The 23,069-nt window shown below is 42.6% G+C and carries 22 protein-coding genes; 8 read left to right on the top strand and 14 right to left on the bottom strand.

Going from position 1 to position 23,069, the window contains the following annotated elements; translation table 11 throughout:
* Positions 1-95 precede the first annotated feature (95 nt).
* Positions 96-1,091, top strand: a complete 996-nt coding sequence (locus tag LY387_RS24480) for a D-alanine--D-alanine ligase (protein ID WP_234496754.1) — start codon at positions 96-98, stop codon at positions 1,089-1,091.
* Here LY387_RS24480 and LY387_RS24485 read toward each other — a convergent pair.
* Positions 1,088-2,044, bottom strand: coding sequence for a tyrosine-type recombinase/integrase (locus tag LY387_RS24485; RefSeq protein ID WP_234496755.1), 957 nt, complete (start codon positions 2,042-2,044; stop codon positions 1,088-1,090). The two genes, LY387_RS24480 and LY387_RS24485, sit on opposite strands and share 4 nt — an antisense overlap.
* 93 nt (positions 2,045-2,137) lie before the next feature.
* On the opposite strand from LY387_RS24485, the gene LY387_RS24490 reads away from it, so the two are divergent.
* The 4 genes from LY387_RS24490 to LY387_RS24505 all read left to right on the top strand — a co-directional run bounded on the left by LY387_RS24490 (position 2,138) and on the right by LY387_RS24505 (position 6,069).
* Positions 2,138-2,503, top strand: coding sequence for a DUF3319 domain-containing protein (locus tag LY387_RS24490; protein ID WP_042471621.1), 366 nt, complete (start codon positions 2,138-2,140; stop codon positions 2,501-2,503).
* A gap of 4 nt (positions 2,504-2,507) precedes the next feature.
* A complete protein-coding gene (yciH, locus tag LY387_RS24495; protein WP_042471618.1) occupies positions 2,508-2,819 on the top strand; it encodes a stress response translation initiation inhibitor YciH in 312 nt (103 codons plus the stop codon).
* A 349-nt stretch (positions 2,820-3,168) separates the two neighbouring features.
* The gene (locus tag LY387_RS24500) at positions 3,169-4,521 is read left to right on the top strand and encodes an ISNCY family transposase (protein ID WP_234496077.1); all 1,353 of its coding nucleotides are present in this window, start codon (positions 3,169-3,171) and stop codon (positions 4,519-4,521) included.
* A 195-nt stretch (positions 4,522-4,716) separates the two neighbouring features.
* Positions 4,717-6,069, top strand: coding sequence for an ISNCY family transposase (locus LY387_RS24505; protein WP_234496077.1), 1,353 nt, complete (start codon positions 4,717-4,719; stop codon positions 6,067-6,069).
* Between the two features lie 1,022 nt (positions 6,070-7,091).
* Here the strand turns inward: LY387_RS24505 and LY387_RS24510 are convergent.
* From LY387_RS24510 to LY387_RS24535, 6 genes are all read right to left on the bottom strand, one after another.
* Positions 7,092-7,241: a YoaH family protein gene (locus LY387_RS24510; protein ID WP_081935824.1), complete on the bottom strand. Its 150-nt coding sequence runs from the start codon at positions 7,239-7,241 to the stop codon at positions 7,092-7,094.
* A gap of 73 nt (positions 7,242-7,314) precedes the next feature.
* Positions 7,315-8,460, bottom strand: coding sequence for a conjugal transfer protein TraF (locus LY387_RS24515; RefSeq protein ID WP_234496756.1), 1,146 nt, complete (start codon positions 8,458-8,460; stop codon positions 7,315-7,317).
* A gap of 91 nt (positions 8,461-8,551) precedes the next feature.
* Positions 8,552-9,430 carry a DUF2861 family protein gene (locus tag LY387_RS24520; RefSeq protein WP_234496757.1) on the bottom strand — a complete coding sequence of 293 codons (879 nt, stop codon included), beginning with the start codon at positions 9,428-9,430 and terminating at the stop codon, positions 8,552-8,554.
* Positions 9,430-10,089 carry a response regulator transcription factor VxrB gene (gene vxrB, locus LY387_RS24525; protein WP_128648732.1) on the bottom strand — a complete coding sequence of 220 codons (660 nt, stop codon included), beginning with the start codon at positions 10,087-10,089 and terminating at the stop codon, positions 9,430-9,432. The genes LY387_RS24520 and vxrB overlap by 1 nt, the downstream gene beginning before the upstream one ends.
* A complete protein-coding gene (gene vxrA, locus LY387_RS24530; RefSeq protein WP_234496758.1) occupies positions 10,064-11,491 on the bottom strand; it encodes a sensor histidine kinase VxrA in 1,428 nt (475 codons plus the stop codon). The genes vxrB and vxrA overlap by 26 nt, the downstream gene beginning before the upstream one ends.
* Positions 11,492-11,727: 236 nt before the next feature.
* A complete protein-coding gene (locus LY387_RS24535; protein WP_234496759.1) occupies positions 11,728-12,576 on the bottom strand; it encodes a TIR domain-containing protein in 849 nt (282 codons plus the stop codon).
* A 331-nt stretch (positions 12,577-12,907) separates the two neighbouring features.
* On the opposite strand from LY387_RS24535, the gene LY387_RS24540 reads away from it, so the two are divergent.
* Complete coding sequence (locus LY387_RS24540; RefSeq protein WP_234496760.1) at positions 12,908-14,434, top strand: hypothetical protein; 1,527 nt, start codon at positions 12,908-12,910, stop codon at positions 14,432-14,434.
* A 138-nt stretch (positions 14,435-14,572) separates the two neighbouring features.
* Positions 14,573-15,034 carry a hypothetical protein gene (locus tag LY387_RS24545; RefSeq protein WP_234496761.1) on the top strand — a complete coding sequence of 154 codons (462 nt, stop codon included), beginning with the start codon at positions 14,573-14,575 and terminating at the stop codon, positions 15,032-15,034.
* Positions 15,035-15,069: 35 nt separating this feature from the next.
* Here the strand turns inward: LY387_RS24545 and LY387_RS24550 are convergent, their stop codons facing one another.
* The 7 genes from LY387_RS24550 to LY387_RS24580 form a co-directional block, all read right to left on the bottom strand.
* Positions 15,070-15,513 (bottom strand): hypothetical protein, encoded by a 444-nt coding sequence (locus LY387_RS24550; RefSeq protein WP_234496762.1) that lies wholly within the window; start codon positions 15,511-15,513, stop codon positions 15,070-15,072.
* Between the two features lie 9 nt (positions 15,514-15,522).
* A complete protein-coding gene (locus tag LY387_RS24555; protein ID WP_234496763.1) occupies positions 15,523-15,816 on the bottom strand; it encodes a hypothetical protein in 294 nt (97 codons plus the stop codon).
* 295 nt (positions 15,817-16,111) lie between these two features.
* A complete protein-coding gene (locus tag LY387_RS24560) occupies positions 16,112-16,597 on the bottom strand; it encodes a hypothetical protein (protein ID WP_234496764.1) in 486 nt (161 codons plus the stop codon).
* Between the two features lie 453 nt (positions 16,598-17,050).
* Complete coding sequence (gene pntB, locus LY387_RS24565; protein ID WP_234496765.1) at positions 17,051-18,454, bottom strand: Re/Si-specific NAD(P)(+) transhydrogenase subunit beta; 1,404 nt, start codon at positions 18,452-18,454, stop codon at positions 17,051-17,053.
* A gap of 9 nt (positions 18,455-18,463) precedes the next feature.
* A complete protein-coding gene (locus tag LY387_RS24570) occupies positions 18,464-20,002 on the bottom strand; it encodes a Re/Si-specific NAD(P)(+) transhydrogenase subunit alpha (protein WP_234496766.1) in 1,539 nt (512 codons plus the stop codon).
* A gap of 327 nt (positions 20,003-20,329) precedes the next feature.
* Positions 20,330-20,788 (bottom strand): hypothetical protein, encoded by a 459-nt coding sequence (locus tag LY387_RS24575; RefSeq protein WP_234496767.1) that lies wholly within the window; start codon positions 20,786-20,788, stop codon positions 20,330-20,332.
* A gap of 450 nt (positions 20,789-21,238) precedes the next feature.
* Positions 21,239-21,514: an HlyU family transcriptional regulator gene (locus LY387_RS24580; RefSeq protein ID WP_234496768.1), complete on the bottom strand. Its 276-nt coding sequence runs from the start codon at positions 21,512-21,514 to the stop codon at positions 21,239-21,241.
* Positions 21,515-21,811: 297 nt separating this feature from the next.
* On the opposite strand from LY387_RS24580, the gene LY387_RS24585 reads away from it, so the two are divergent.
* Entirely contained in the window at positions 21,812-23,050 is a 1,239-nt protein-coding gene (locus LY387_RS24585; protein ID WP_234496769.1) for a GGDEF domain-containing protein, read from the top strand.
* The last annotated feature ends 19 nt before the right edge of the window (positions 23,051-23,069 follow it).

The following is a 23,069-nucleotide window of genomic DNA, read 5'->3' on the forward strand; positions in this document are numbered from 1 at the left end:
TAATCGAATAAATATCAGTTTTAACAGATTTTGGACTGAATCTTCCTCTTCAATCGTTTATCATTCGATGAAAGCAATCTAAGGACAAGCTTAAGATGTCAAAACTCAATATTCTTCTTCTGTGTGGTGGCGGTTCTGCCGAACACGAGGTTTCTCTTGTATCTGCCAACTATCTAGAAAGTCAGCTTAAATTAAACGCTAGATTCAATGTGACTCGAGTTGAGATCACGACTGATGGCTGGAAATGCAGTGATGGGAACCTTGTGGTACTAGACCTAAACCAAAAAGCACTGGTTGGTGAGCATCTTAAACTGGACATAGATTATGTGGTGCCATGTATTCACGGTTTTCCTGGGGAAACGGGTGATATTCAATCGTTGTTTGAAATGGCGAACATTCCATATCTAGGATGTGGGCCAGAGGCGAGCAGTAATAGCTTCAACAAAATTACGTCCAAATTATGGTATGACACACTTGGGATTCCAAACACACCTTACCTTTTTCTGACGGATAACGACGATGAGGCTCATAACGCATCTCATGAAGCGTTTGATAAATGGGGCAAAGTCTTCGTTAAGGCTGCGAAACAGGGCTCATCAGTTGGGTGTTACAGCGTCACTGAGAAAGCAAAGCTTGATGAATCAATTGATGCAGCGTTTGGATATTCTGACCAAGTTGTTGTAGAGCAGTCGGTTAAACCGCGAGAGCTCGAAGTGGCTGCCTATGAGTTTGAGGGCAAGCTGGTTATTACGCAGCCAGGAGAAGTAACGGCTCCAGATGGTTCGTTCTATAGCTATGATGAGAAATACAGCGCCGATAGTCACTCCACGACGACGGTTGAGGCCACTAACTTGACGCAAACCCAGCGTGATTTAATTCAGGACTCCGCAAGAAAAGTGTTTACGCAAATGAAGTTACGACACTTATCACGTATCGACTTTTTCCTGACGGATGACGACAAAATCTATCTAAACGAAGTGAATACCTTTCCAGGAATGACGCCTATCTCAATGTTTCCGAAAATGGTTGAACATTCAGGTGTACCATTCTCCGACTTTTTAAGTGACTGTATCGAATCAGTTTTTCGCTAATCGTAGTTTTTCTTAGTTTTAAAAATCGCTTTTTGCTGTTCTGACAACGACGTTTTGCCACTGTACTGCAGTGGCATTGCAGGACTTTGCCAACGTCCAAACTCCTGTATCTCGCGTATTTTCATTCCCTCACGGGTCTTTTCTTGAACCGCTCCGACACGCCCTGATTGAGAAGAGAAACCTAACGAGTCGTCTAGACCTAATATTTGACTTGCTCTTTGTAAGACACGATGGATAGACGAATCATCAAGTTGAGTTTCTCCGACGTTGCCATGTCGATCGATAGCACGGAACAAATAAGAGTAGGGAACATGTACCAGCCAACCCCTTAAGCTTGCGCTTGCTTCGGCTGATAATGGATAACATCTTTCGTCTATAGTTACGGCGTAACGCTCATCATCTTCTAAAATATCCTCTACTTTCATAGCTTTGAGCTCACGGCGCTTCAATGCGCACTCATAAAGCAAATAATACATAGCGAGATCTCGCGCGTCCTTTTTTAGGTCACTACCGGCTAATTTAGTATGAATTTGCGCTAAGTGAGCGGAGGTAAATGGTATTGTCTGCTTTACCTGTGATTCTCCTGAAAGCTTAAGTTTACTCATAACAAGACTTACTTCACGTGCTTGAGTAGGGTCTTTATAACCTAGAATGTAATGTACAACGGATATAGTGACCGCGTAACGTCTAATACTGCTAAATTTCCTCTTTGAACTCACGTGTTCGATGAACTCTAGAACAGAGAGCGAAGTTGCAGGTAAAGAGGGACGCGAGCGTTCTAAACAGAAATCGTTAAAGACACGCCAGTCTTTTGCCATTGCCAGATTTGTACTACGTGAATATCGGTGAGCAGTCAGTTCATTAAACTCATCTGGGGTTATTCCTGAACTAAGTAAGTGTTTAAATCTGTTAGCTTTGTCAGATTCTGTAATCCGGGGTATGTCTTTTTTCATACTAATGCACTATAACTTAATTGATTGCCATACAATAACTGATAACATGTCCGACGGACAGTGTTACAACAACGATATAAGAGACAAGTCTTTATGGCTCTAGCGAGTTATCGAGGGTTTACCCTTAAATCTATAGGCTCTTCCAATCAAGTTTGGAAGGTCACCATAAAAAACCGTGAACTGCAGGGCACGCTGGCAGCCGTTAAAAAGAGTGTAGATTGGTGGTGCGATACTGCTTCAATTATCGATCCTTCTACATTAGCAGCGAGTTCGGAAAGAGCGCCGTCGAAAGGTGCGCAAGAAAACTTCCATGGCTTCACTATTAAGAACGATACCGGTGAAAACAACGCGTGGTATTGCATGTTTAATGGTAAACTTATCAAAGGTGGTAAGCTTGCTATTCAGCGACATATCGAAGCTTACCTAGTCGCAAAGAAAAAAGCAGAACAAGCAAAGTAATACTATGACTCTCGTATATTCAACGGAAACAGGCCGCATTAAAGAAGAAAAGCAGAAACCAGAACGCCCAAAAGGCGATGGTATTGTGCGAATCCAAAAGCAAACTAAGGGCCGCAAAGGCAAAGGCGTTTCAATTATCACAGGTTTAGATCTTGATGACGCACCTTTAAAGCTTTTAGCTGCAGAGCTTAAGAAAGTTTGTGGTTGCGGTGGTTCTGTTAAAGATGGAACGATCGAGATTCAAGGCGACGCAAGAGATAAAATCAAAGCTGCGTTAGAAAAGAAAGGCTATACAGTCAAACTCGCTGGCGGCTAACGTAACTAAGACTCGAACAAACAATGCCAACACAATGAATGTGTTGGCATTGTCGTATCTAGAACCACATTATCTAAATCGATAGATTAAGATAATGTGGTTATTAGGTATTTTATGGTAAATCAGCGTTATCGTTAAATAGTGTGTCCGGAGAGCAGAAGGTTAGCGTATGGGACAAAGATATTAAGGAGATTAAGCCTACATTTAACATAATATACATAATGCGAAGTTGGAGTGTAAGCGCAAAGTTGTAATGTCACTATTTACCAAAGTTAAAATGTCTCTTTAGCTCGTGGTCACTAAGCTTTACTTACAACCAGCTAAGGATGCGTTTAAGATGCTAGTGACTATGAATGATTCTGATATCAATCGTTTTAAAGTAATCCAAGATGTTTGCGATCGTAGGATCCGACGAGTCGACGCGGCAGACATCCTTGATTTGAGTGTTCGCCAAGTTCAGAGGCTTATGAATCGCCTGAGGGAATTCGGTGCTGTAGGATTGACTCACCAAGCTCGAGGTAAGCCAAGTAATAACCGCTATCCTAGTGACTACCGAGACACAGTTTTAAAACTGATTCGTGATCACTATTCTGATTTTTCTCCAACGCTTGCTAGAGAAAAACTATTGGAGTTACATAGCCTTCCAGTATCTAACGAGACCTTACGAAGTTGGATGATTGCAGATGGTTTATGGACGCCACATTCGCAACGCAAGCCTAAAGTTTACCAACCTCGCTACCGACGTGATTGTTTGGGCGAGCTCGTTCAAATTGATGGCTCTCACCATGATTGGTTTGAAGGACGCGCTGACAAATGTTGTTTACTGGTCTTTATCGATGATGCGACTGGCCGCCTGATGAATTTAAGGTTCAGCGAAACCGAATCGGCCTTTGATTACATGCTAACAACGAGAGAATATCTTAATGAACACGGCAAACCCGTAGCGTTCTACAGCGATAAGCATTCGATTTTTCGGGTGAATCAGGAAAAGCAAAAACAAGTCGGTCAAACTCAATATGCCCGTGTATTAAAAGAGTTAGGTATTGAACTGATATGTGCGAACAGCTCTCAAGCTAAAGGTCGTGTGGAGCGAGTAAACTTGACGCTACAAGACCGACTCGTCAAAGAGATGCGCTTACAAGGAATTAACACCATCGAAGAAGCGAATGCTTGGCTTCCCTACTTCATTGCCGATTTCAATCGACGCTTTGCTAAGCCGGCAATGTATCCGAAAAACATGCATCGAAAAGTGCGTGAAACCACACAGGAACTCGACGATATTTTCAGTTGGCAAGAAATACGTAAACTCTCTAAATCGTTGACATTTCAATATGACAAAGTGGTTTATCTTATTGAGCCAAATGAAGAAAATACTCGCTTAGTTCACGAGCATGTCAAAGTCTTAGACTATCCCAACGGAGACATTGCGATTGTGTATGGCCACAGAAAGTTGGAATTCAAAATTTTCGATAAGCTTGAGCATGTTCAACAAACCCAAATTGTCGACAACAAGCGATTAGGTCAAGTACTAAAGTTTGCTCAACAGCAGCAAGAAGAATTCGAGCGACAACAGAAACGCACACGGAGCAAAAAAGCCCCTAAACGCAGAGCTCAACAAAGAGCGCTTCAGGAACAACTAAGGGCTATAAACCCAGTTCTCATCACACCAGAAACCTTCAAAGCATCTAAGAGTAAAACCTAACTCACCTACTCTATTTAGCTCATAAAGAGACATTTCTACCTGGGAGAAAAGAGGACATTTTAAAATGGGATTGACATGGAGTGTAAGCGCAAAGTTGTAATGTCACTATTTACCAAAGTTAAAATGTCTCTTTAGCTCGTGGTCACTAAGCTTTACTTACAACCAGCTAAGGATGCGTTTAAGATGCTAGTGACTATGAATGATTCTGATATCAATCGTTTTAAAGTAATCCAAGATGTTTGCGATCGTAGGATCCGACGAGTCGACGCGGCAGACATCCTTGATTTGAGTGTTCGCCAAGTTCAGAGGCTTATGAATCGCCTGAGGGAATTCGGTGCTGTAGGATTGACTCACCAAGCTCGAGGTAAGCCAAGTAATAACCGCTATCCTAGTGACTACCGAGACACAGTTTTAAAACTGATTCGTGATCACTATTCTGATTTTTCTCCAACGCTTGCTAGAGAAAAACTATTGGAGTTACATAGCCTTCCAGTATCTAACGAGACCTTACGAAGTTGGATGATTGCAGATGGTTTATGGACGCCACATTCGCAACGCAAGCCTAAAGTTTACCAACCTCGCTACCGACGTGATTGTTTGGGCGAGCTCGTTCAAATTGATGGCTCTCACCATGATTGGTTTGAAGGACGCGCTGACAAATGTTGTTTACTGGTCTTTATCGATGATGCGACTGGCCGCCTGATGAATTTAAGGTTCAGCGAAACCGAATCGGCCTTTGATTACATGCTAACAACGAGAGAATATCTTAATGAACACGGCAAACCCGTAGCGTTCTACAGCGATAAGCATTCGATTTTTCGGGTGAATCAGGAAAAGCAAAAACAAGTCGGTCAAACTCAATATGCCCGTGTATTAAAAGAGTTAGGTATTGAACTGATATGTGCGAACAGCTCTCAAGCTAAAGGTCGTGTGGAGCGAGTAAACTTGACGCTACAAGACCGACTCGTCAAAGAGATGCGCTTACAAGGAATTAACACCATCGAAGAAGCGAATGCTTGGCTTCCCTACTTCATTGCCGATTTCAATCGACGCTTTGCTAAGCCGGCAATGTATCCGAAAAACATGCATCGAAAAGTGCGTGAAACCACACAGGAACTCGACGATATTTTCAGTTGGCAAGAAATACGTAAACTCTCTAAATCGTTGACATTTCAATATGACAAAGTGGTTTATCTTATTGAGCCAAATGAAGAAAATACTCGCTTAGTTCACGAGCATGTCAAAGTCTTAGACTATCCCAACGGAGACATTGCGATTGTGTATGGCCACAGAAAGTTGGAATTCAAAATTTTCGATAAGCTTGAGCATGTTCAACAAACCCAAATTGTCGACAACAAGCGATTAGGTCAAGTACTAAAGTTTGCTCAACAGCAGCAAGAAGAATTCGAGCGACAACAGAAACGCACACGGAGCAAAAAAGCCCCTAAACGCAGAGCTCAACAAAGAGCGCTTCAGGAACAACTAAGGGCTATAAACCCAGTTCTCATCACACCAGAAACCTTCAAAGCATCTAAGAGTAAAACCTAACTCACCTACTCTATTTAGCTCATAAAGAGACATTTCTACCTGGGAGAAAAGAGGACATTTTAAAATGGGATTGACATGGAGTGTAAGAGCAATATAGTAATGTCCGGTTTAAAACCCATAGCCAATCTCAATTTGAACTTTTAAAAACACCACGTTGAACCAACCATCCATTTGGCGCGTTGACGTTGAACTCAAGTGCTTTCTACAAACACTAGCCAATAGCTTAACAATCGAATCTGCATTGTGGAATTGAATTTAAAGTCTCAACTTCCTGGTTATGGAATTGTTCGGGCTGACGTTACCATTCTTAAAATAACCATTCCAACAAAAGTTCGGTTACCCATCCGTAAGCATCCAGTGTTCTTACTTAAAACCGGTGACGGACTTGAACGCAATTGTTGATACGTCGCCTTACGGTAGCAATCATAGAAACGAACATGCAAAACTAATGCTGTTCGATGCGGACATTATTAATAAAAAGCTCTCCATCTTTGAGTAAGCCGAAGGACATCTACTTCTTTAAACAAAACGAATCGGCAGCAAGTCTTCGTCTAGGTATCAACAAGTCGACCGAGTTTAAGCACGGATTCACACTAATATTGTGACATCGTAACTTTAATTATCGAGATGTCTTGTTGCCTATGTTTTGTCGCACCTGGCTATTTTTCTAATGCTACGTACTAGGCGACTCCCTCCTGAACAAAGATCTTCGAAGATCATATGTAAATACTTACTGCTTTTGTAGACCCCTTAAATAAAGCAGAATATTTCACTAATAATCCTAGCTCCCAGATTTAGACTTGTAACTTAGTTACAGATTGCACTTTTCATTAATCACAGCTAGTGATTTATTCTGCTATATCTTGTTGAATTAATTCGTTATATCTCAAAATCCTAGTAAAATCCCCGCTTGAAGGTTGGCGTTTCGTTGCTTTACTGCCTATCTATTCGAATTATTAATAGTTATACATCAGACATAAAAAAACCCTCCAATTGGAGGGTTGAGACTTAATCAAACTTGTTTAGCTGTCTTTGTCGCTTTGTTCAGCGCGGATCTCTTCAGCAACCATCTTGATTGCTTGAGCAGTACTAATGCCCTGCTTCATAAGCTCTTGGATTTTTTCTACTGCGGCTTGCTGTTCTTCGTGGCTTAACGTTAAATCATCAAACATGATTCTTCCAACTCATCGGAAATTGATAATGGACGGACTATAGCGGATCTGGTTTCTATCGCAAGTCATTTAACTAGTAGGTCGCGACAAAGTTAATGGATGCACCCATGGCTTGTGGCGATGTGTAACTCGCAGCAATATCAAGTTCGATAATGTTGAGTGGGCGTAAACCGATACCAGCAGTAAGTGTCCCTTCCGAATCACGAGCAAGGTTTTTGTAGTACCCTCCCCTTAATTGAATTTGGCGAACAAGGTCTACTTCTACACCTGCTCTGAACATCTGCACATCATCATCAAACTGGGTAAATTTTTTCTCTTTGTTAATGTCATAGTCGACTGAGAACTGAAAGTAGTCTGCGATAAATCCAGCACCTACCGTATACAGTGGTTGTAGTTGGTACTCATAACCATAGGCAACATCACGTGAGCCAATGCGAGTTACACCACTTTTTGTCTGTATGTTTCGTGACAACATGTTCTTAGCAGAGAAACCAACTCTAAATGGCCCATGAAACCAAAGTGCACCAGCGTCTAGGTTTAGTGCAGTTTCGCCCGTTGATTCTTCGCGAATGTTGTCAAACTTAAAGTCTTGTAGTGAGTTAACACTCGTGTAGGTATAAATGCGCTGTAGTTTTGGTGAGACTCCGAATGAGAAATGCTGGCCAAAAAGCGTTTGGTATTTTGCTAAAGAGATGCCAATTTCCGTTACCGCGACTGATGCGGTTTTAATTGCGCTGTCTTGAGCCTGTGTGATTGCATTGCCAGTATCAGGGGCGATATCTGGGGTGGCAACATTTTCAACGTAAGCTTTGCCGAAGATATTCGCCGCGATGTAACGGTTTGGTAGACCGAATGCGACAGCACCACCAAAATCGACATTTGCCTGAGTACCCGACAATGCGCTCAGTGCTGCTTGAGTGGCAGCAGCATCGCCACTGTTTGCAGCGTTAAAAGCATCATCAGCTTTATCGAGCATGTTATCTTGGTCATCATAGCTAATGCCTAGTGTCGGGACCAACATTCCAGCATCATCGTTTCTACGATAGATCGCAGTAAGCGCAGGATTATAAAAGGGGGCGGTTAAGTAAGACGCGGACACAACCCCTGTTCCCCCCATCGCATCACCACGTGCATCGATGGCAATGGTAGACGCTGCCAAGTGACCAGAAGCCGTTGCGGTAGCACACAAGAGAGTGAGTTTTTTGAGTTTTGTGTTCATAAAAAATAACGCCGTTAATCCTTTGTGTAGGTATTAACGGCGTCTATTTCAATTTCTTTAGGTCTAGATCTAGATTATATGTAAAAATGTGCTACTCATCTGCCGACACATCAAATGTCTTGTTAAGTATCTGAGCACGCTCAAAAAGAATTGGCCCTTGCCAGCGACTTTGCTTCATCGAAACGGCCAACACATAACGATCAGGTGCGATATCTGAGGTGTCGAGTGTCGTTGGATAATCAGACTCGTATTCTTTCCCCCACACCTGGGTATACTTACCATCGATGTAGTCAAATAAACCAACTTCTAGCTTAGGTAAAGGACAGTAAGGATTGAGTAATGCGTTTTTCTCGATCTGCCATTTATCTTTGGCTGACCACCTTACTGTTTGTTTCAAAGGTTGGTTGGTGAAAATAAGCCATTGACTCCAACTGTCTCCATCAACAAGAGAAACATCCAGTCTATATAGCCCAACCTCTAGAGGAGACGTAAGGTTGTAGCGAATTCCATACGTTGTCGACTCTGTTACACCGTCACCATTTGCGGTCACATAGAATTCACTGTCGTTTGAGACACGCTTATCAACCCATTTTTTTAAGCTAATTTCCGACACTACACGATCGGAATCTAATTCAATCGTCGAAAGATAGGTATCGCGACCAGGGCTTTGGATCGTTTGCTGTCTTACCACAACGTTCTCGACCCAATCCGGTAAGGGTTGTGAAGAGTATCCTTTGCCACAATCCACACTCAGAGATTGTAAAAAAAGCCTATTGATATGAGATTTCAGACTTTTCGTTGGTTGTTGCTGCCACTCTTCGACCAATGACTGAAACATAGATTCGAGGTCATTGTTTAGTAAGTGTTTATGCGCTTGAGAAATGGTTGATGTACCTTCAAACCAATCGGCACCAACAGATGTTGATGCCGAAAGTAGCGCGATAATTGCAAGTTTGCGTGTGCTGAACATTAGCCTTTCATTTTATAACCGACACCGCGTAGTGTCTCGATTTCAAGTCCAGGTAATTTCTGACGTAGCTGAAGCACGTGTGTATCAACAGTACGAGTTGTTGGGAAATGATTGTAACCCCAAACGTGGTCCAGCAGCTCGTCACGAGTGAATACGCGACCTAGGTTACTCGCCAAAAACAGCAACAAATCGAACTCAGTTCGAGTCAATGTAATAAGCTCGCCCTTGTAGTTCACTTCACGTGTTGCTTTGTCGATAACTAAGCTATCAGTCACGACCTTGGAAGCATCTTCAGAGTCTGTTTCAGGCGCGCGAAGCTGTGCACGAATGCGAGCAAAAAGCTCAGCTTCTGCAAATGGTTTCGTTAGATAGTCATTAGCGCCAGCGTCTAGACCCGTTACTTTATCTTTCACTGTAACAAGTGCCGTCAATAGGATAACTGGCACATCTTTGATCTGCTTCCATCCTGCTAGGTGTTCAACAGAATCACCGTCAGGAAGTTGTCTGTCGAGAATTACCAAGTCTGCTTCTTCCCAGTGCTGCTCTACCTGAGAGATAAGTTCTGCGTGCAGGCAGTTGTAACCCGCCAGTTCCAAACTTACCAATAGGCCATCAGCTAGATTCTTGTCGTCTTCAACAAGTAGCAGTGTCTGTTTCACAAGGTATCTCCAATATAAAGGTTGTTGGTGGACCGATAAGGGACATTTTCCCGCCCATTCGGCCAACCATGGATTCTACTATCGTAAGTCCTAGCCCTAATCCAGCTTTACTTACAAATGGCTTTCGAAGCTCTCGCCAATCCTTAGCCGTTAATTGTCCGTCATCTATTACTTCAATTCTGAGTGAATTTGATGATGTCACGACATTTAAACTCACTGGTGCAACGCCATACTTAATGGCATTACGTATCAAGTTATCGATACAAGTGCCCAGCCAATAGATGTTTATTCTAGCTGCTACATCTTGATTGATAGTCAATTTTACGTCAGCTTCAAACTCTTCCTCTGCCTTATAGCTTAGCCAATCTTGAACGGAAGGTAGCCATTCTGTTGAAAGAGGTTTGTTATCTGATTGCAAATAATCCTTACTCGCTTCCGCTAACTGACGCAATCTACGTGTATCTTCACATAACCTTCTGAACTCATCATATACAGTTTCGGGTAAGTGCTCAAATTCTCTACGAAAACCTTCTACTGTTAAAGAGAGGCTAGCGATGGGTGTTCTGAGTTCGTGAGTTAAAATCTGCAGAACTAACATTCTGCTTTTCATCTCTTGTCGCTTGGTGTTCCAACGATAAATGGACCAGCCAATCACCAAAAGGATATTGGCAATGATCAGTACGATCATACTAATTCTTAGTACATCGGAATGATCCTCAACTTCCCAACACAAGTTCCCTCTTTGAACGAAACAAGTATTGGTTTGAGACGCTAACTGATAATTCAACCCAGCTTGCTTTGCATTTTCACGCCAAACTTTTGACTCAAAGAGATAATAGATATCCCCTCGCCTTAGCCAAAGTTCCGAGTTTTCAACAAACATTGAAGAGCCACGGATTAAAGACGTCACCGTCGGTTCATCCATGATTTGCAGTCGCCCTAGTAGCGAGCCAGGAGGTGCAAGTTCACGCTCTTTAATGTGCATGAACTTTTGCAGTTCATCTTTTTTCTCTGGATATTTAAGAATATACCGAGCCGCGTATGTACCACCGCCGGGGTGGATTAGCCCACTTCTCGCGAACCACTTAGTTGATAGCTTTCGACCACCACACATTGCTCTCGTATACACCAAAGGCTCGGTAATCAACGGACTGAGGGGTAATGTTCCACTACAGTTTTCTGCTAACCGATAAAGCTGTTGAATTTCCTTCAGTGGATATTTGGTAGTTTGAGGGAGCATAGACACTGGCGTCAAAAGCTGTGTTGGGTAGTCAGCTTGGATCACTCTGACGTCGTATGACGCATTCGCTTGCTCGTAGTCAAAGAACTCAACGAACTTATCTATACGCTCAGGCAAAGACTCAGCCTTCGCCGCGAACGAAAAGCTAAGTGGTAGCGTCATCAGTATTGTATAAACTAAGTTCTTCAAAAGACGTGTCTTGTAGATCGTTTGTTGGCATGGATTTTTACACATTATCGGCAAGATAAAAGCTAAGTGCACGCAATTATTTTGTTAATTCCATGTTTGTTGTAGAAATTGTAAACGAAAAAAGCCAGCTTTCGCTGGCTTTTTGCAGTTTTCGCGACATCACTAGAATCTATATACTCAAAGCACATCATTTTACTATATAACCCAACTCAAAACGGTTTGTCGTCATCGAAGTCTACGGGCAACTCATCACCCGGTACAGCAACCTGTGGTCTTGGGTACATGAGCTCATTGAATTTAGATTCGTTTTCAAGAACGTACTCTACACCGTCAGCGGTCAAGCGATAGCCGTACCACTCGTTTCCGTGATAGTCGCTTTCGTTTGTCTTTTCCACGAGACCTGAGCGCAAGAGCTTAATCAATGATACGTTGTAAGTTAACTCATTAATGCCGCTGCATTTTGACTTCAGAGTAAAATCCGCAATCGCATCTACGCTTGTCATTGTCTCTATAAGGTGAATCATCAAGCGAAAACAGTTTTCATCTAGTTCATACGTTTTGTGTTTGCTACCTACCTTTGAAAAGTCCTTCGTCTTCTTTTCGAAATGACCGAGCTTATCCATTTGCGTTAAGACTTTTGAGCAAGCGGCACTTACTGCTGACTCTAGGTCACCGTCGGTACGCTCGGCGTTGTAGCTTAACGTGTTAAGTCCGAGTAAATCAGTCGGCATGTGGAGTTCTGCATTTCTCGGTTTAAGAACAAAACAGCGCTCCTGCCCTAATGACCCAATAAAAAGCCCCAGTTCGAACAGCACATTATCCCTGACCGTTTGCAATGTATTAGTGCGCATCTTGGTTACGTCGTCAGGTGAGAAAATGAATAGCGCAAAATCGACTTCATTAGCCTTATCAGTCAGCGTTTGCAGTGTACCGCCACCTGGTTCGAAAATTTGAGGCCATAGTGAAGGTTCTGCTTTATAGTCCAAACATACGTTACACGCCTGTGTGACGTTCAGACTCTCGGCTGATGAGCCAATAAAGATTCTTGGTAGCGCCATTAAATATCCTCTTTTCTTTAAGGATAACACTGCTTGAATATGCACAAAAGTTAACATCATCACACTGTGCTGTAATCTCGCAGATTAGTGAACCTGTTCATTTTTTCGCGAAACAACAGATAGACTCAGCATATTCGTTGAAGAATGGAAATTGGTTCAGTTTTTAATGAAACCCTCGTGAATAATACAAACTCAATATATTCACCGCGCATATCAATAAGGCTCGCCGAGCTTGCATATCATTGATATTACGCAAAAAGCACTTCAAAACATTGCCTAAAGCAATTGTTTCTAAGTATCATCTAATCAGTCGAGACTTACGGAGAAGATTGTGGAATTTATAAAAGAACAGCAAGGCGATATGGAGAATCAACAGGATTTTGCTTTTGAACGCTTTAATGAGGTATTGGAAAGCTTATCGTCCGAGCAAATAGCAAAGCAGTATAACGAGCTTTCAAGTTCTCTCAACAGCTTCTATAAAGTCCTATATTCGAACAAACTCAACGCAGAGGAAGATGTTTTTTATCGTCGTAACTTTCGACCAGATGATGCTTTCTCTCACTTTATAGGTTCGAATCACTATTGCGTTGATGATATTGAAGATATGGTTGGCGAACACGTAATTCTGTTCAAAGAGCCAGCCATAGTTACTAAAGTCCTGGTTTCAGAACTAGCGCCGAGTAAGTCAATTATCAGGTTAACTCAGCATAATGGTGGCATTTCGCAAATTGCCTCTACTGGTCGCGCATTTAAACGTATGGCTAGTCGAGACGATACACCAGTAGAAGCTAAACGAGGTACATTCTTTGAGATTAATGATACGGTCATCGGTTTCTTTTTGCCCGAAGAGGCTTACTTAGACTCTATTGAATATGTTTTGGCCTCAGATATTTTCAAAAAAAGCAACAAAGTTAATGACATACATCATGCTGTTTCGTTACTTCGCAGCGAGGCTAGTATGGAAGCTTTAGATGCGTCGGATAAATATGCAGAACTACAGCGGATTATCAAAACGCAGCTCACTGTATTTGAAAACACTAGAAATGAACTATCGCTGCAAAAAGACATGCTTTCGTCTACAAAAAGTTCGGTTGCTAGAGCAAAAAGCGACCTGACAGAAGTTCAAGCGCAGGTAATTGAACTACAGGCCGAAGTTGATAGCGTGAATACAGATTTAGACGATAAAGCCAATGAACTGTCCAGCATTAATGGTCGAATAGCTGAGAAAGAAAAGGAAATAAAAGCATTTGGAGATACATATGCTGAAAAAAGCAAAGAGCTGCTAGAACTCGATAAAAAGGTTAAAGCCACTCGAAAGGTGTTAAGTGACGCTGAGAATGAAAAGACATTAACAACGCTAGATATTGACGGACACCGCAAAGAAACACGAAATCAGTTGAAGGGCTACTACGGACTAACACTTTTAGTATTTTCTGGTCTTGTCGGCTTCGTTACGTACATGTACCACAACGCTCAAAGCTTCCAAGATTTGCTCTCTGAACTAACTGCGGTTGAAGCTAGTGCATGGAACATCCTAATCAGCAGACTACCAATGATTACAGCAACTACTTTGGTGGTTGGTGGCTTGTCTACGGTGCTCTTCTTTTTGATAAAGCACATTGTGTCGCTCAATACAGAAAAGATGGCTATGTTAAAAGCCTCGGTTCTCGCTCAGCAAATCACAGACTCCATGGAGTGCAATGAGAAGATGACGGAGAAAGAAGTTATCAACTTTACCCGTGACACCAAAATCAAACTCATAACACAAGTATTCACGCAGGCACAATCAGGCTCTGTTGAGCTAAACACCTCCGTCCTAAAAGACCTAGCTACAATTATCAAGGCAGGTAAAAACTAACCTATAGCCTACGCATATAGAACGTATCTATATCGGAATGCAGTTGGTTTAAAATACGGGGTTAATTCTGATATCCATCAAAGCATAGTGATGGATATCAGAGATAATACGCTCGAAGTATTATTGTATGGATTTAACATGAAAAAGTTGTTCGTTTGGGTGTTAGCAATGACACCTCTCCTTTCACAAGCATCTCTGCCAACTTGGCTTAAAACAGAAAAACCTAAACAACTCGGTTTGTATGTTGAAGTACTAAACGAGTGCATGTTCGACTCAAGTACACTAAACAAGTCGATAAAAGGTGAGTTTTTACGCGCTAGTATAAAGCCAGTTGAGAGCGACAAACTTTACATGAACGTTCAAGTTGTCTGCTTGCCACAAAGAAGCGTCAATGGTTCAGTTAGAGGCAATAGTACGTACGTTGATATCAGATTTGGCACCAGACACGCTGACGGTAGTTATGTTCTGTATGACAGACCGATGTACGGCACCCTTATGCAAGGCGGAACGGGCAGTGATTCAGCATCCTACTTTGTGGATGAAATAACGAGACGTGCATCTAACGCCCTGACGGACTATCTGATGGCTAACATGGAATAGTTTAAAAAGGCAGCACATGTGTGCTGCCTACCAATTTATGAGCCAAACTTCTCAAACTCTTCACTAATCATACTCGCTCTCCTCGCAGTATCATCATCAAAGTATTGACCAGCCTGTTTTAAAGCACGCGTTGCAAGTTCAACCTCATTCCCAAACGACAGTCTAGGTGCTTGAGAGTGAAATATGTTTACTACTCTAAGCATTTCTTCACCTAAAGCCATGTCATCACCTGATACAATTAGCCCTCGCCCTATATTGTTCATTTGAGTGATAAAACACATTGTCCCGTGTACTGAAGGCCGACTTATGCCAACGTCCTCCATTACAGCGATATACCCTTCCCAAGTAAACTCAGGACAACCATTAATTAGCTGATGGCTTAACTGATTCGGTATATGAAACTGACGAGCTACTGTTTGAGCTGCTTCCAGTTGTAATTCTCTTGCTTTTTGCTTCTTCGATTTAAATAAGCTAAACATACTAGCTCCTCAGCTTGTGAAACCTCTAAGACGACTGAACTTTATTACCTCAAGTTGGCTTGCTCCACCACGCTTGTATGCTTGTGCTTGTTGAATCCAGAATGATTTGGACTCAGGCTGATTCTTCCAAGTCCACTGCACTTGTCGGTTTATTTCCTCACACTCTTGCAAAGTGAGTTCTCTTCCTTTTTGATGCTCTTCCTCGTTGACAAAGTTCTGATACATGAATGCTCGCGTATACAAAGAACCACGATGAATACACCAACACCAAAACGCTACTGCACAACCCAAGACAATTAACATAATTGCACCTCAAACTTGACGACTGCCGCTCGGACAACGACGGTCATACACCGTAAAAGTTTTGCCAGTACTGATTGACTGACAAACTCTGTGCTCTTTTCGGGCATTCGTTTCAGTCGGTGGAAACACATCAAATGTGGATTGTGCGAAAGACGAAGTGACAAATAAAGATAGGAATAGCGGTAATATTTTCATTGTTGCCTCTATAAAAAGACACATCCTTGTGCTGATAAAATGACGTTTCGTTAAAGCATGGCTTTACGAAACATCACTTAGTAATTGACTGCCTATGTGGTTATGTTGTTGAACCTTTAATCAAGCCGCTAAGCTCGTTGACCATGGTTTCAAGTTTGATGTTGGCTTCTAAAAGCCCTTTGGTAGTTTCTGACTGACACAGAGCACTCTCCACAGCCTTTAATGCAGCATCGTGCTCTCCTTTGACTCGTTCTAACTTAACTCGTAATTGATTATTAGAATCACAGACATTAGACCACTTTGCCGTCATTCTTAATCTTTCAGAGTTAGCTAGCTCTCTTTGTTGCTGTGCCTCATCAACAACCGCCATTGCACGTTCAGCACTGTCTAAAGCTTTATCACGTTGTTCGACGTAATCAGCAACTCGGTCACTAAGAATTTCATTTGCTTTCTTAGCAGCGATGTAAAGTGACCACACTAAACCTTCTGGCATTTCACCTACAAAAGCGTCTTTACTTTCTAGCTCTGCTATACGAGCTTTAAGACTACGATTTTCATGTTCAGCACGATTCACACGTTCTACCATTTTCTGGTCTTTCGCGCTCTCCTTTCACACTTTGAGCAGTTCATTGTTCTCTTTGTAGGTAGATTCTCTAAGTTTCAATCAGGTGGGAGTCAGATAACAAAACCTCTGATAAACATCAAGTTAACGCACCTGCAATTGTATGACTAATGGAGTGGCTTTCTAATGAACTATTGGAATGAGCCTCTTAACCCATAGTTATCGATGATAAGAGGCTAGCAAGGTGTGGGTTGCAAAGGGCTATATCTGATTACTTGTTTCTATCTCTTCTATTCCACGCTCTTTACAGATTTCATCAATATCTTCTTTGTGTGTTGATTCAACGCTGCTGCCATCTGGAAACCGAACATAATAAATCGTTCCAAAGTATTCACACTCATAAGACCCTCTCATGTACTCTCCTTGTTCATGCATAAAAAAAGGAGGCCGAAGCCTCCTTTATAATAGTTTGATACATTAAATGTGCTCAATAATGTTCAAGCAACTCTCTTTAGCGTCACCGAACAGCATCGATGTATTCTCTTTAAAGAATAGTGGGTTTTGAACGCCCGCATAACCCGTATTCATTGAACGCTTAAACACGACAACGTTTTGTGCATTCCAAACTTCAAGCACTGGCATACCAGCGATTGGGCTGTTTGGATCTTCTAGTGCGGCTGGGTTAACTGTGTCGTTCGCACCGATTACCAGAACAGTATCTGTGTCACCAAAGTCATCATTCAACTCGTCCATTTCAAGAACGATGTCGTAAGGTACTTTCGCTTCCGCAAGTAGTACGTTCATGTGACCAGGCAAGCGACCAGCAACTGGGTGGATACCAAATCGTACTTCAACACCTTGTGCGCGTAACTTTTCAGTAATTTCATGTACTGGGTACTGAGCTTGGGCTACTGCCATACCGTATCCAGGAGTGATGATGACTGACTTACTGTTTTTCAGCATCTCAGCAACTTCTTCTGCCGAAGTCTCACGGTGCTCGCCCTGCTCTTCATCGCTAGAAATCACCACTTCCTGACCGAAGCCACCGGCGATAACACTAATAAACGAACGGTTCATTGCTTTACACATGATGTAAGACAGGATGGCACCTGAAGAACCAACCAACGCACCGGTTACGATTAGCAAGTCGTTTGACAACATGAATCCTGCCGCTGCTGCTGCCCAACCTGAGTATGAGTTCAGCATTGAAACGACAACCGGCATATCCGCACCACCAATTGATGCTACCAAGTGGTAACCAAATACAAGTGCGATCGCTGTCATCACTAACAGAGCGAACATGCTGCCGTCAGCTTTGACGAAGTAGATCATAAGTAGTGTTGAAACAACAACAGCAGCCAGATTCCACTTGTGTTTGTGAGGAATGTTAAGTGGCGACGATGAAATCACACCGCGAAGTTTACCAAAGGCAACAATAGAGCCGGTAAAGGTTACTGCACCGATGAATACACCAAGGAAAACTTCCACTAGGTGAATTACGTGATGAGCGTGAACTTCAGCAGCAGCCAGTGTTTCAACATTTGGAATGGCCGGCGGATCGATGTAGCTGTTGTAACCAACAAGCACTGCGGCTAAACCTACAAAGCTGTGAAGAATTGCAACCAGTTCTGGCATTTCAGTCATTTCTACTTTCTTAGCGTAGAAAATACCAATCGCAGCACCGATTACCATTGCAACAATAATCCACGCAAAACCTTGAGCATCAGGACTGAAGATCGTCGCAATCAGCGCGATCGTCATACCGGCGATACCATAGTAGTTACCGTTACGAGCTGACTCTTGCTTAGAAAGTCCCGCCAAACTCATGATAAAAAATAGTGCAGCTACAATGTAAGCTGCTTGTACTAATCCTGCAGACATTGTGACTCCTTATTTATCTTTACGGAACATTTCAAGCATTCGCTTGGTGACGGTGAAACCACCGAATATGTTGATGCTGGCAATCAATACAGCGATGAAAGCTAAGAAGGAAACAACGCCATTGCCTTGTCCAATCTGTAATAGCGCACCAACAACAATAATGCCTGAGATCGCATTTGTTACTGACATCAGCGGTGTATGCAGCGCATGTGTCACGTTCCATACAACGTAGTAACCAACCACACAAGCTAGTACAAATACCGTAAAGTGAGATAAGAATGCTGCCGGTGCTACAGATGCTACCCATCCAAATACACCGACTGCCGCAGCAAGACCCACAAGCTTTTTGACTGGCGAAGTTGGCTCTTCAACTTTCTCAGCTGGTTTTGGCGCTTCGGCTTTTGGTGCTTCTGGCTGTGCAGAAACTTGAATTGGTGGTGCTGGCCAAGTCACTTCACCTTCTTTGACGACCGTTACACCACGAAGAACCACATCGTCAAAATTAATGTCGATGTTTCCGTCTTTCTCTTTGCAAAGTAGCTTAAGAAGGTTAACTAGGTTCGTTGCATAAAGTTGAGAAGACTGTGTCGGTAGACGGCCAACCATATCGGTATAACCGATAATTTTCACGCCGTTTTCTGTCGTGACCACTTGATCTGCCACTGTATATTCACAGTTACCACCATTGGCTGCAGCAAGGTCAACAATAACGCTGCCTGGCTTCATAGCGTCAACCATCTCTTTGGTGACAAGCTTAGGTGCTGGACGTCCTGGAATAAGGGCTGTTGTGATAATGATGTCGACGTCTTTAGCTTGTTCCATGTAGAGCTCTGCTGCCTTCTTATTGAAGTCATCAGACATCTCTTTTGCATAACCGTCGCCCGAACCCGAGTTTTCTTGGTAGTCAACTTCTAAGAAGTCAGCACCCATCGATTCTACTTGTTCTTTAACTTCTGGACGCACGTCAAAAGCACGTACGATTGCACCCAGGCTTCCTGCTGCACCGATTGCTGCTAGACCCGCAACGCCAGCACCAGCAACAAATACTTTCGCAGGTGGAACCTTACCTGCTGCCGTAATTTGACCCGTGAAGAAACGGCCAAACTCGTGAGCTGCTTCCACTACCGCTCGGTAGCCGGCAATATTCGCCATTGAGCTCAATGCATCTAATGCCTGTGCGCGAGAGATACGCGGTACCGCATCCATTGCCATTACATTGATGTTCTTACTAGAGAGCTTTTCCATTAACTCAGGGTTTTGTGCAGGCCACACAAAGCTCACTAAGCTAGCGCCCTCTTTCAGTGATTCGATTTCTTCATCGGTAGGAGCATTAACTTTCAGAACTAGGTCTGATTGCCATACTTCTTCAGAAGACTTAATCGTCGCTCCCGCAGCGACATAAGCTGCATCGTCAAAACTTGCAAGCAAACCTGCTTGCGATTCAATTGAGACATCAAATCCCAATTTCAAAAGCTGCTCAACCGATTTCGGCGTTGCAGCTACTCGCGTTTCACCCGCGAGTATTTCTTTTGGCACACCAATTTGCATAGCTATTCCTTAACTATTGGCAGAAGTATTGTTCTTTTTTAACCAACTGAGTTCGTAACATCAAGTGATTTGTAACCGAAATACATAATTTCATTACATATAACGGAAAGTAATGACTTTTATACAAACCAATCTAGTAAAAAAACCACACGAAAACCCCGAATTTGAGGTCATACCAGTGCAATAATACCGAGTCTCGGGAATTTTTCGTGTAAGTAGGTCATATTATGACAATTATTGCTGCAAACAGATGACCAACATCAATTTAATCAATCAACTGAAACTGGTCTTTCCAGGACAAAAATGCATCAAGATGATTACCAAAGTTTATGATTCCTCTACTTCCTCTACTTCCTCTACTTCCTCTACCACGACGTTGATCTCTTGAAACTGCTCGACAGTGAGACGTTTGTTAACCTGAATATATGTGCCACTTCGAAGCTCATATAATCCGCCGAGTTCATAACAATAGCCAGCAAAGGCTCGACTACCTGCTACTTGATCGAAGATCGCATATGCTTTAACACCATTTCTGATAGCATCTAAGTGAGCGATTCGATGTTTATACCCGTACTCACCCTCTCTTCCTTTGTCTTCGCTCCAACCCAATACACGAACATAGGTATCACCATGGATTTCGAATGTGTCCGCTAAATGCACCTGCAGCAGAAGCACGTCACCAATCCATTCCCCCCATGACTGAATGTGTTGTCTCTTTTTGGCTGGGATGAAGCCCAGTTCTTTGAACAATGCATCCCTGCCTATACGTTTGTCTGTATTGATCATTCTTTTGTCCTCAACTCGTTATCCGAACCACCATTTCGCGCATTAAACCTAATTGCATGGACCACGCTTAGTAGCAAAATCACTAAAGAGACCACTTTGATAAGAACCATACAATACTCCATACCATAAAAGTTCTAAAAAAAAGCACCCTGAGAGCACTATTATTGTGAATACTGATAGGAGTTTCGGCAGGCTTGTTTTTTTTGGCTAGTCAGCCATAAACCGACGAACCTAGTCAGTACGAAAATTCGTGTGCACTATACACATACAGTACGACGTACGTATAAGATCAAGTTCTCATTTTCTAAACAGTCATATGGAAGAAATCGATGTTCGATATTCAAAGGTTAGGAAACAGCCTGTGAGTGTCGTTAGAACACTGAAAAACAAAAGCCCCTCAACAAATGTTGAAGGGCCCCAGACTAAAGATATGTCGATGTTCAATGCTAATTAGAAAATTGACTCACCCATTTGATCAATGAACATCTGTGCTTTATTGAGCATCAGTTCGTTCGCGTCAGACTCAGAACCGAGTACATCAGAGCGAATAAATCTATGCTCTTTTAGTTCGCCATCTACTTCTTTGGTGATTCGACCAGCGATACGATATTGCCCATTTTCCGCAATAGCTTCTTGGTAGATAAGAAACCCTTTATATTCTACAGGCTCAACTTCTTTGGGTTGCGGTGCTTTGCCGCCTCCGAACAGTTTTGAAAAGAATCCCACAAGCTTTCCTCAACAAGCAGTAATATTAATGATTAATGTTGGCTATTTTCTAGTGGGGGGTCAACCCTAAAGTGTAAAAGTTAGCGGCACTTATAGGCAAAACTTGGTTCTATGGGACTCGTCTTGTCTACGGTCAGTGTTTTCTAAACATTTAACCTCTATTGAGATATTTATAAACTTTGCGAATTAGCATCGGCTTTTGAGTGCAAGAATGACAAAATACTTGGCAAAACATTAAATTACCGTATCCTAAAGAATCGAATTATAAACAACCTGAAGTACCTGAGTTCTTAGTTAATGGCGACCTCTTTTACCAGCTCCAATCTGTTTCGTCTCTTCATGCCTATGTTGATGATGATTGGTGTAATGGTCAGCGTAAATCACATCATTGACGCGACTAAAGCGAATTCAGGTTTTGTCACTAACCTACCTTATATATTGTTTGGAACCGCTGTCGCCCTCAGCCACACATTCAAACAATCCAGAATGGCGATGGTCGCTTTATCCATGCTTGTCGCCTACCTTGTTATACAGCTTCGATTGCAAAGCCCTTTAAGTTCAGGGACGACATTACTTGAGCTTTCTTTGCTAAGCTTGCTGTTACCTGTGTCGTGCAGTTTGTCGTATTTGTTTTCAGATACCGGAGTCATTAGCAAAGGTATGGCTATCTTTGGTGCTATTCTAGTTAGTTTTATCGGATGGACCGCGCTCATCCTGTCTCATTTTGCAACTGGTGGCTTTTTAGGCTTCGACAACGATCTTTTGATGGCAGTACCTCAGATATCTCGACTGCCACTTGTTCTAGTTCTTTACACGCTTGCTATTATCGGTGCCACGGGCATTTTCTTGCTCAATTTCAACCGTCCAATTGATGCCGCTGTTTATGCATCCATTTTTATGGCCGGTGGGACATTTATTTTCTTTCACATCCCATATATCTCAAGCACCCTGTTCTCACTAGCCGGTGTCCTAATAATTATCTATGTGATATCTGCAAGCCATCAAATGGCGTTCAATGACCGACTGACTAATATTCCTGGTCGCCGTGCTTTAGAAATGGATATGAAGCACTTAGGACGTAAGTTCACCATTGCGATGCTAGACGTTGACCACTTCAAATCGTTCAACGATACCTACGGCCACGATACTGGCGATGACGTACTCAAGCTTGTCGCATCTCGTATGCTTGGCGTTGGCGGAAACGCTAAAGTCTATCGTTATGGTGGTGAAGAGTTTACTGTGCTGTTCAAGGGAAAAACCGCGAAAGACAGTAAGCCTTTCTTAGAGGAACTAAGAGAGGAAATTCAGAACTATGAAATGGTCATTCGTGACGAGCTAAAGCGTCCCAATAATAACAAACAGGGGGCCAAGAATCGCGGTTCTAACAGTAAACAATCTACAGTGAGCGTAACGGTGAGTATTGGTGCGGCAGACAGTAAAAATACTCGTAAGCCTGAAGACGTTCTCAAGAAGGCTGACAAGGCACTTTACTCCGCTAAAGAGAAAGGACGTAACCAAGTTCAATGCGCCCGCTAAAGCATCTTAACCTAATTGA

It is taken from the genome of Vibrio maritimus (assembly GCF_021441885.1).
GTDB lineage: Bacteria > Pseudomonadota > Gammaproteobacteria > Enterobacterales > Vibrionaceae > Vibrio > Vibrio maritimus_B.

Bases quoted from the DNA above. Each gene is read 5' to 3' on its own strand.
- yciH (WP_042471618.1), top strand. From the start codon at position 2,508: ATGACTCTCGTATATTCAACGGAAACAGGCCGCATTAAAGAAGAAAAG.
- LY387_RS24515 (WP_234496756.1), bottom strand. From the start codon at position 8,460: ATGAACACAAAACTCAAAAAACTCACTCTCTTGTGTGCTACCGCAACG.
- LY387_RS24550 (WP_234496762.1), bottom strand. From the start codon at position 15,513: ATGTTTAGCTTATTTAAATCGAAGAAGCAAAAAGCAAGAGAATTACAA.
- LY387_RS24535 (WP_234496759.1), bottom strand. From the start codon at position 12,576: ATGGCGCTACCAAGAATCTTTATTGGCTCATCAGCCGAGAGTCTGAAC.
- LY387_RS24575 (WP_234496767.1), bottom strand. From the start codon at position 20,788: ATGATCAATACAGACAAACGTATAGGCAGGGATGCATTGTTCAAAGAA.
- LY387_RS24500 (WP_234496077.1), top strand. From the start codon at position 3,169: ATGAATGATTCTGATATCAATCGTTTTAAAGTAATCCAAGATGTTTGC.
- LY387_RS24510 (WP_081935824.1), bottom strand. From the start codon at position 7,241: ATGTTTGATGATTTAACGTTAAGCCACGAAGAACAGCAAGCCGCAGTA.
- LY387_RS24555 (WP_234496763.1), bottom strand. From the start codon at position 15,816: ATGTTAATTGTCTTGGGTTGTGCAGTAGCGTTTTGGTGTTGGTGTATT.
- LY387_RS24545 (WP_234496761.1), top strand. From the start codon at position 14,573: ATGAAAAAGTTGTTCGTTTGGGTGTTAGCAATGACACCTCTCCTTTCA.
- LY387_RS24570 (WP_234496766.1), bottom strand. From the start codon at position 20,002: ATGCAAATTGGTGTGCCAAAAGAAATACTCGCGGGTGAAACGCGAGTA.
- vxrA (WP_234496758.1), bottom strand. From the start codon at position 11,491: ATGACGCTACCACTTAGCTTTTCGTTCGCGGCGAAGGCTGAGTCTTTG.
- LY387_RS24560 (WP_234496764.1), bottom strand. From the start codon at position 16,597: ATGGTAGAACGTGTGAATCGTGCTGAACATGAAAATCGTAGTCTTAAA.
- pntB (WP_234496765.1), bottom strand. From the start codon at position 18,454: ATGTCTGCAGGATTAGTACAAGCAGCTTACATTGTAGCTGCACTATTT.
- LY387_RS24490 (WP_042471621.1), top strand. From the start codon at position 2,138: ATGGCTCTAGCGAGTTATCGAGGGTTTACCCTTAAATCTATAGGCTCT.
- LY387_RS24505 (WP_234496077.1), top strand. From the start codon at position 4,717: ATGAATGATTCTGATATCAATCGTTTTAAAGTAATCCAAGATGTTTGC.
- LY387_RS24485 (WP_234496755.1), bottom strand. From the start codon at position 2,044: ATGAAAAAAGACATACCCCGGATTACAGAATCTGACAAAGCTAACAGA.
- LY387_RS24585 (WP_234496769.1), top strand. From the start codon at position 21,812: ATGGCGACCTCTTTTACCAGCTCCAATCTGTTTCGTCTCTTCATGCCT.
- LY387_RS24480 (WP_234496754.1), top strand. From the start codon at position 96: ATGTCAAAACTCAATATTCTTCTTCTGTGTGGTGGCGGTTCTGCCGAA.
- LY387_RS24520 (WP_234496757.1), bottom strand. From the start codon at position 9,430: ATGTTCAGCACACGCAAACTTGCAATTATCGCGCTACTTTCGGCATCA.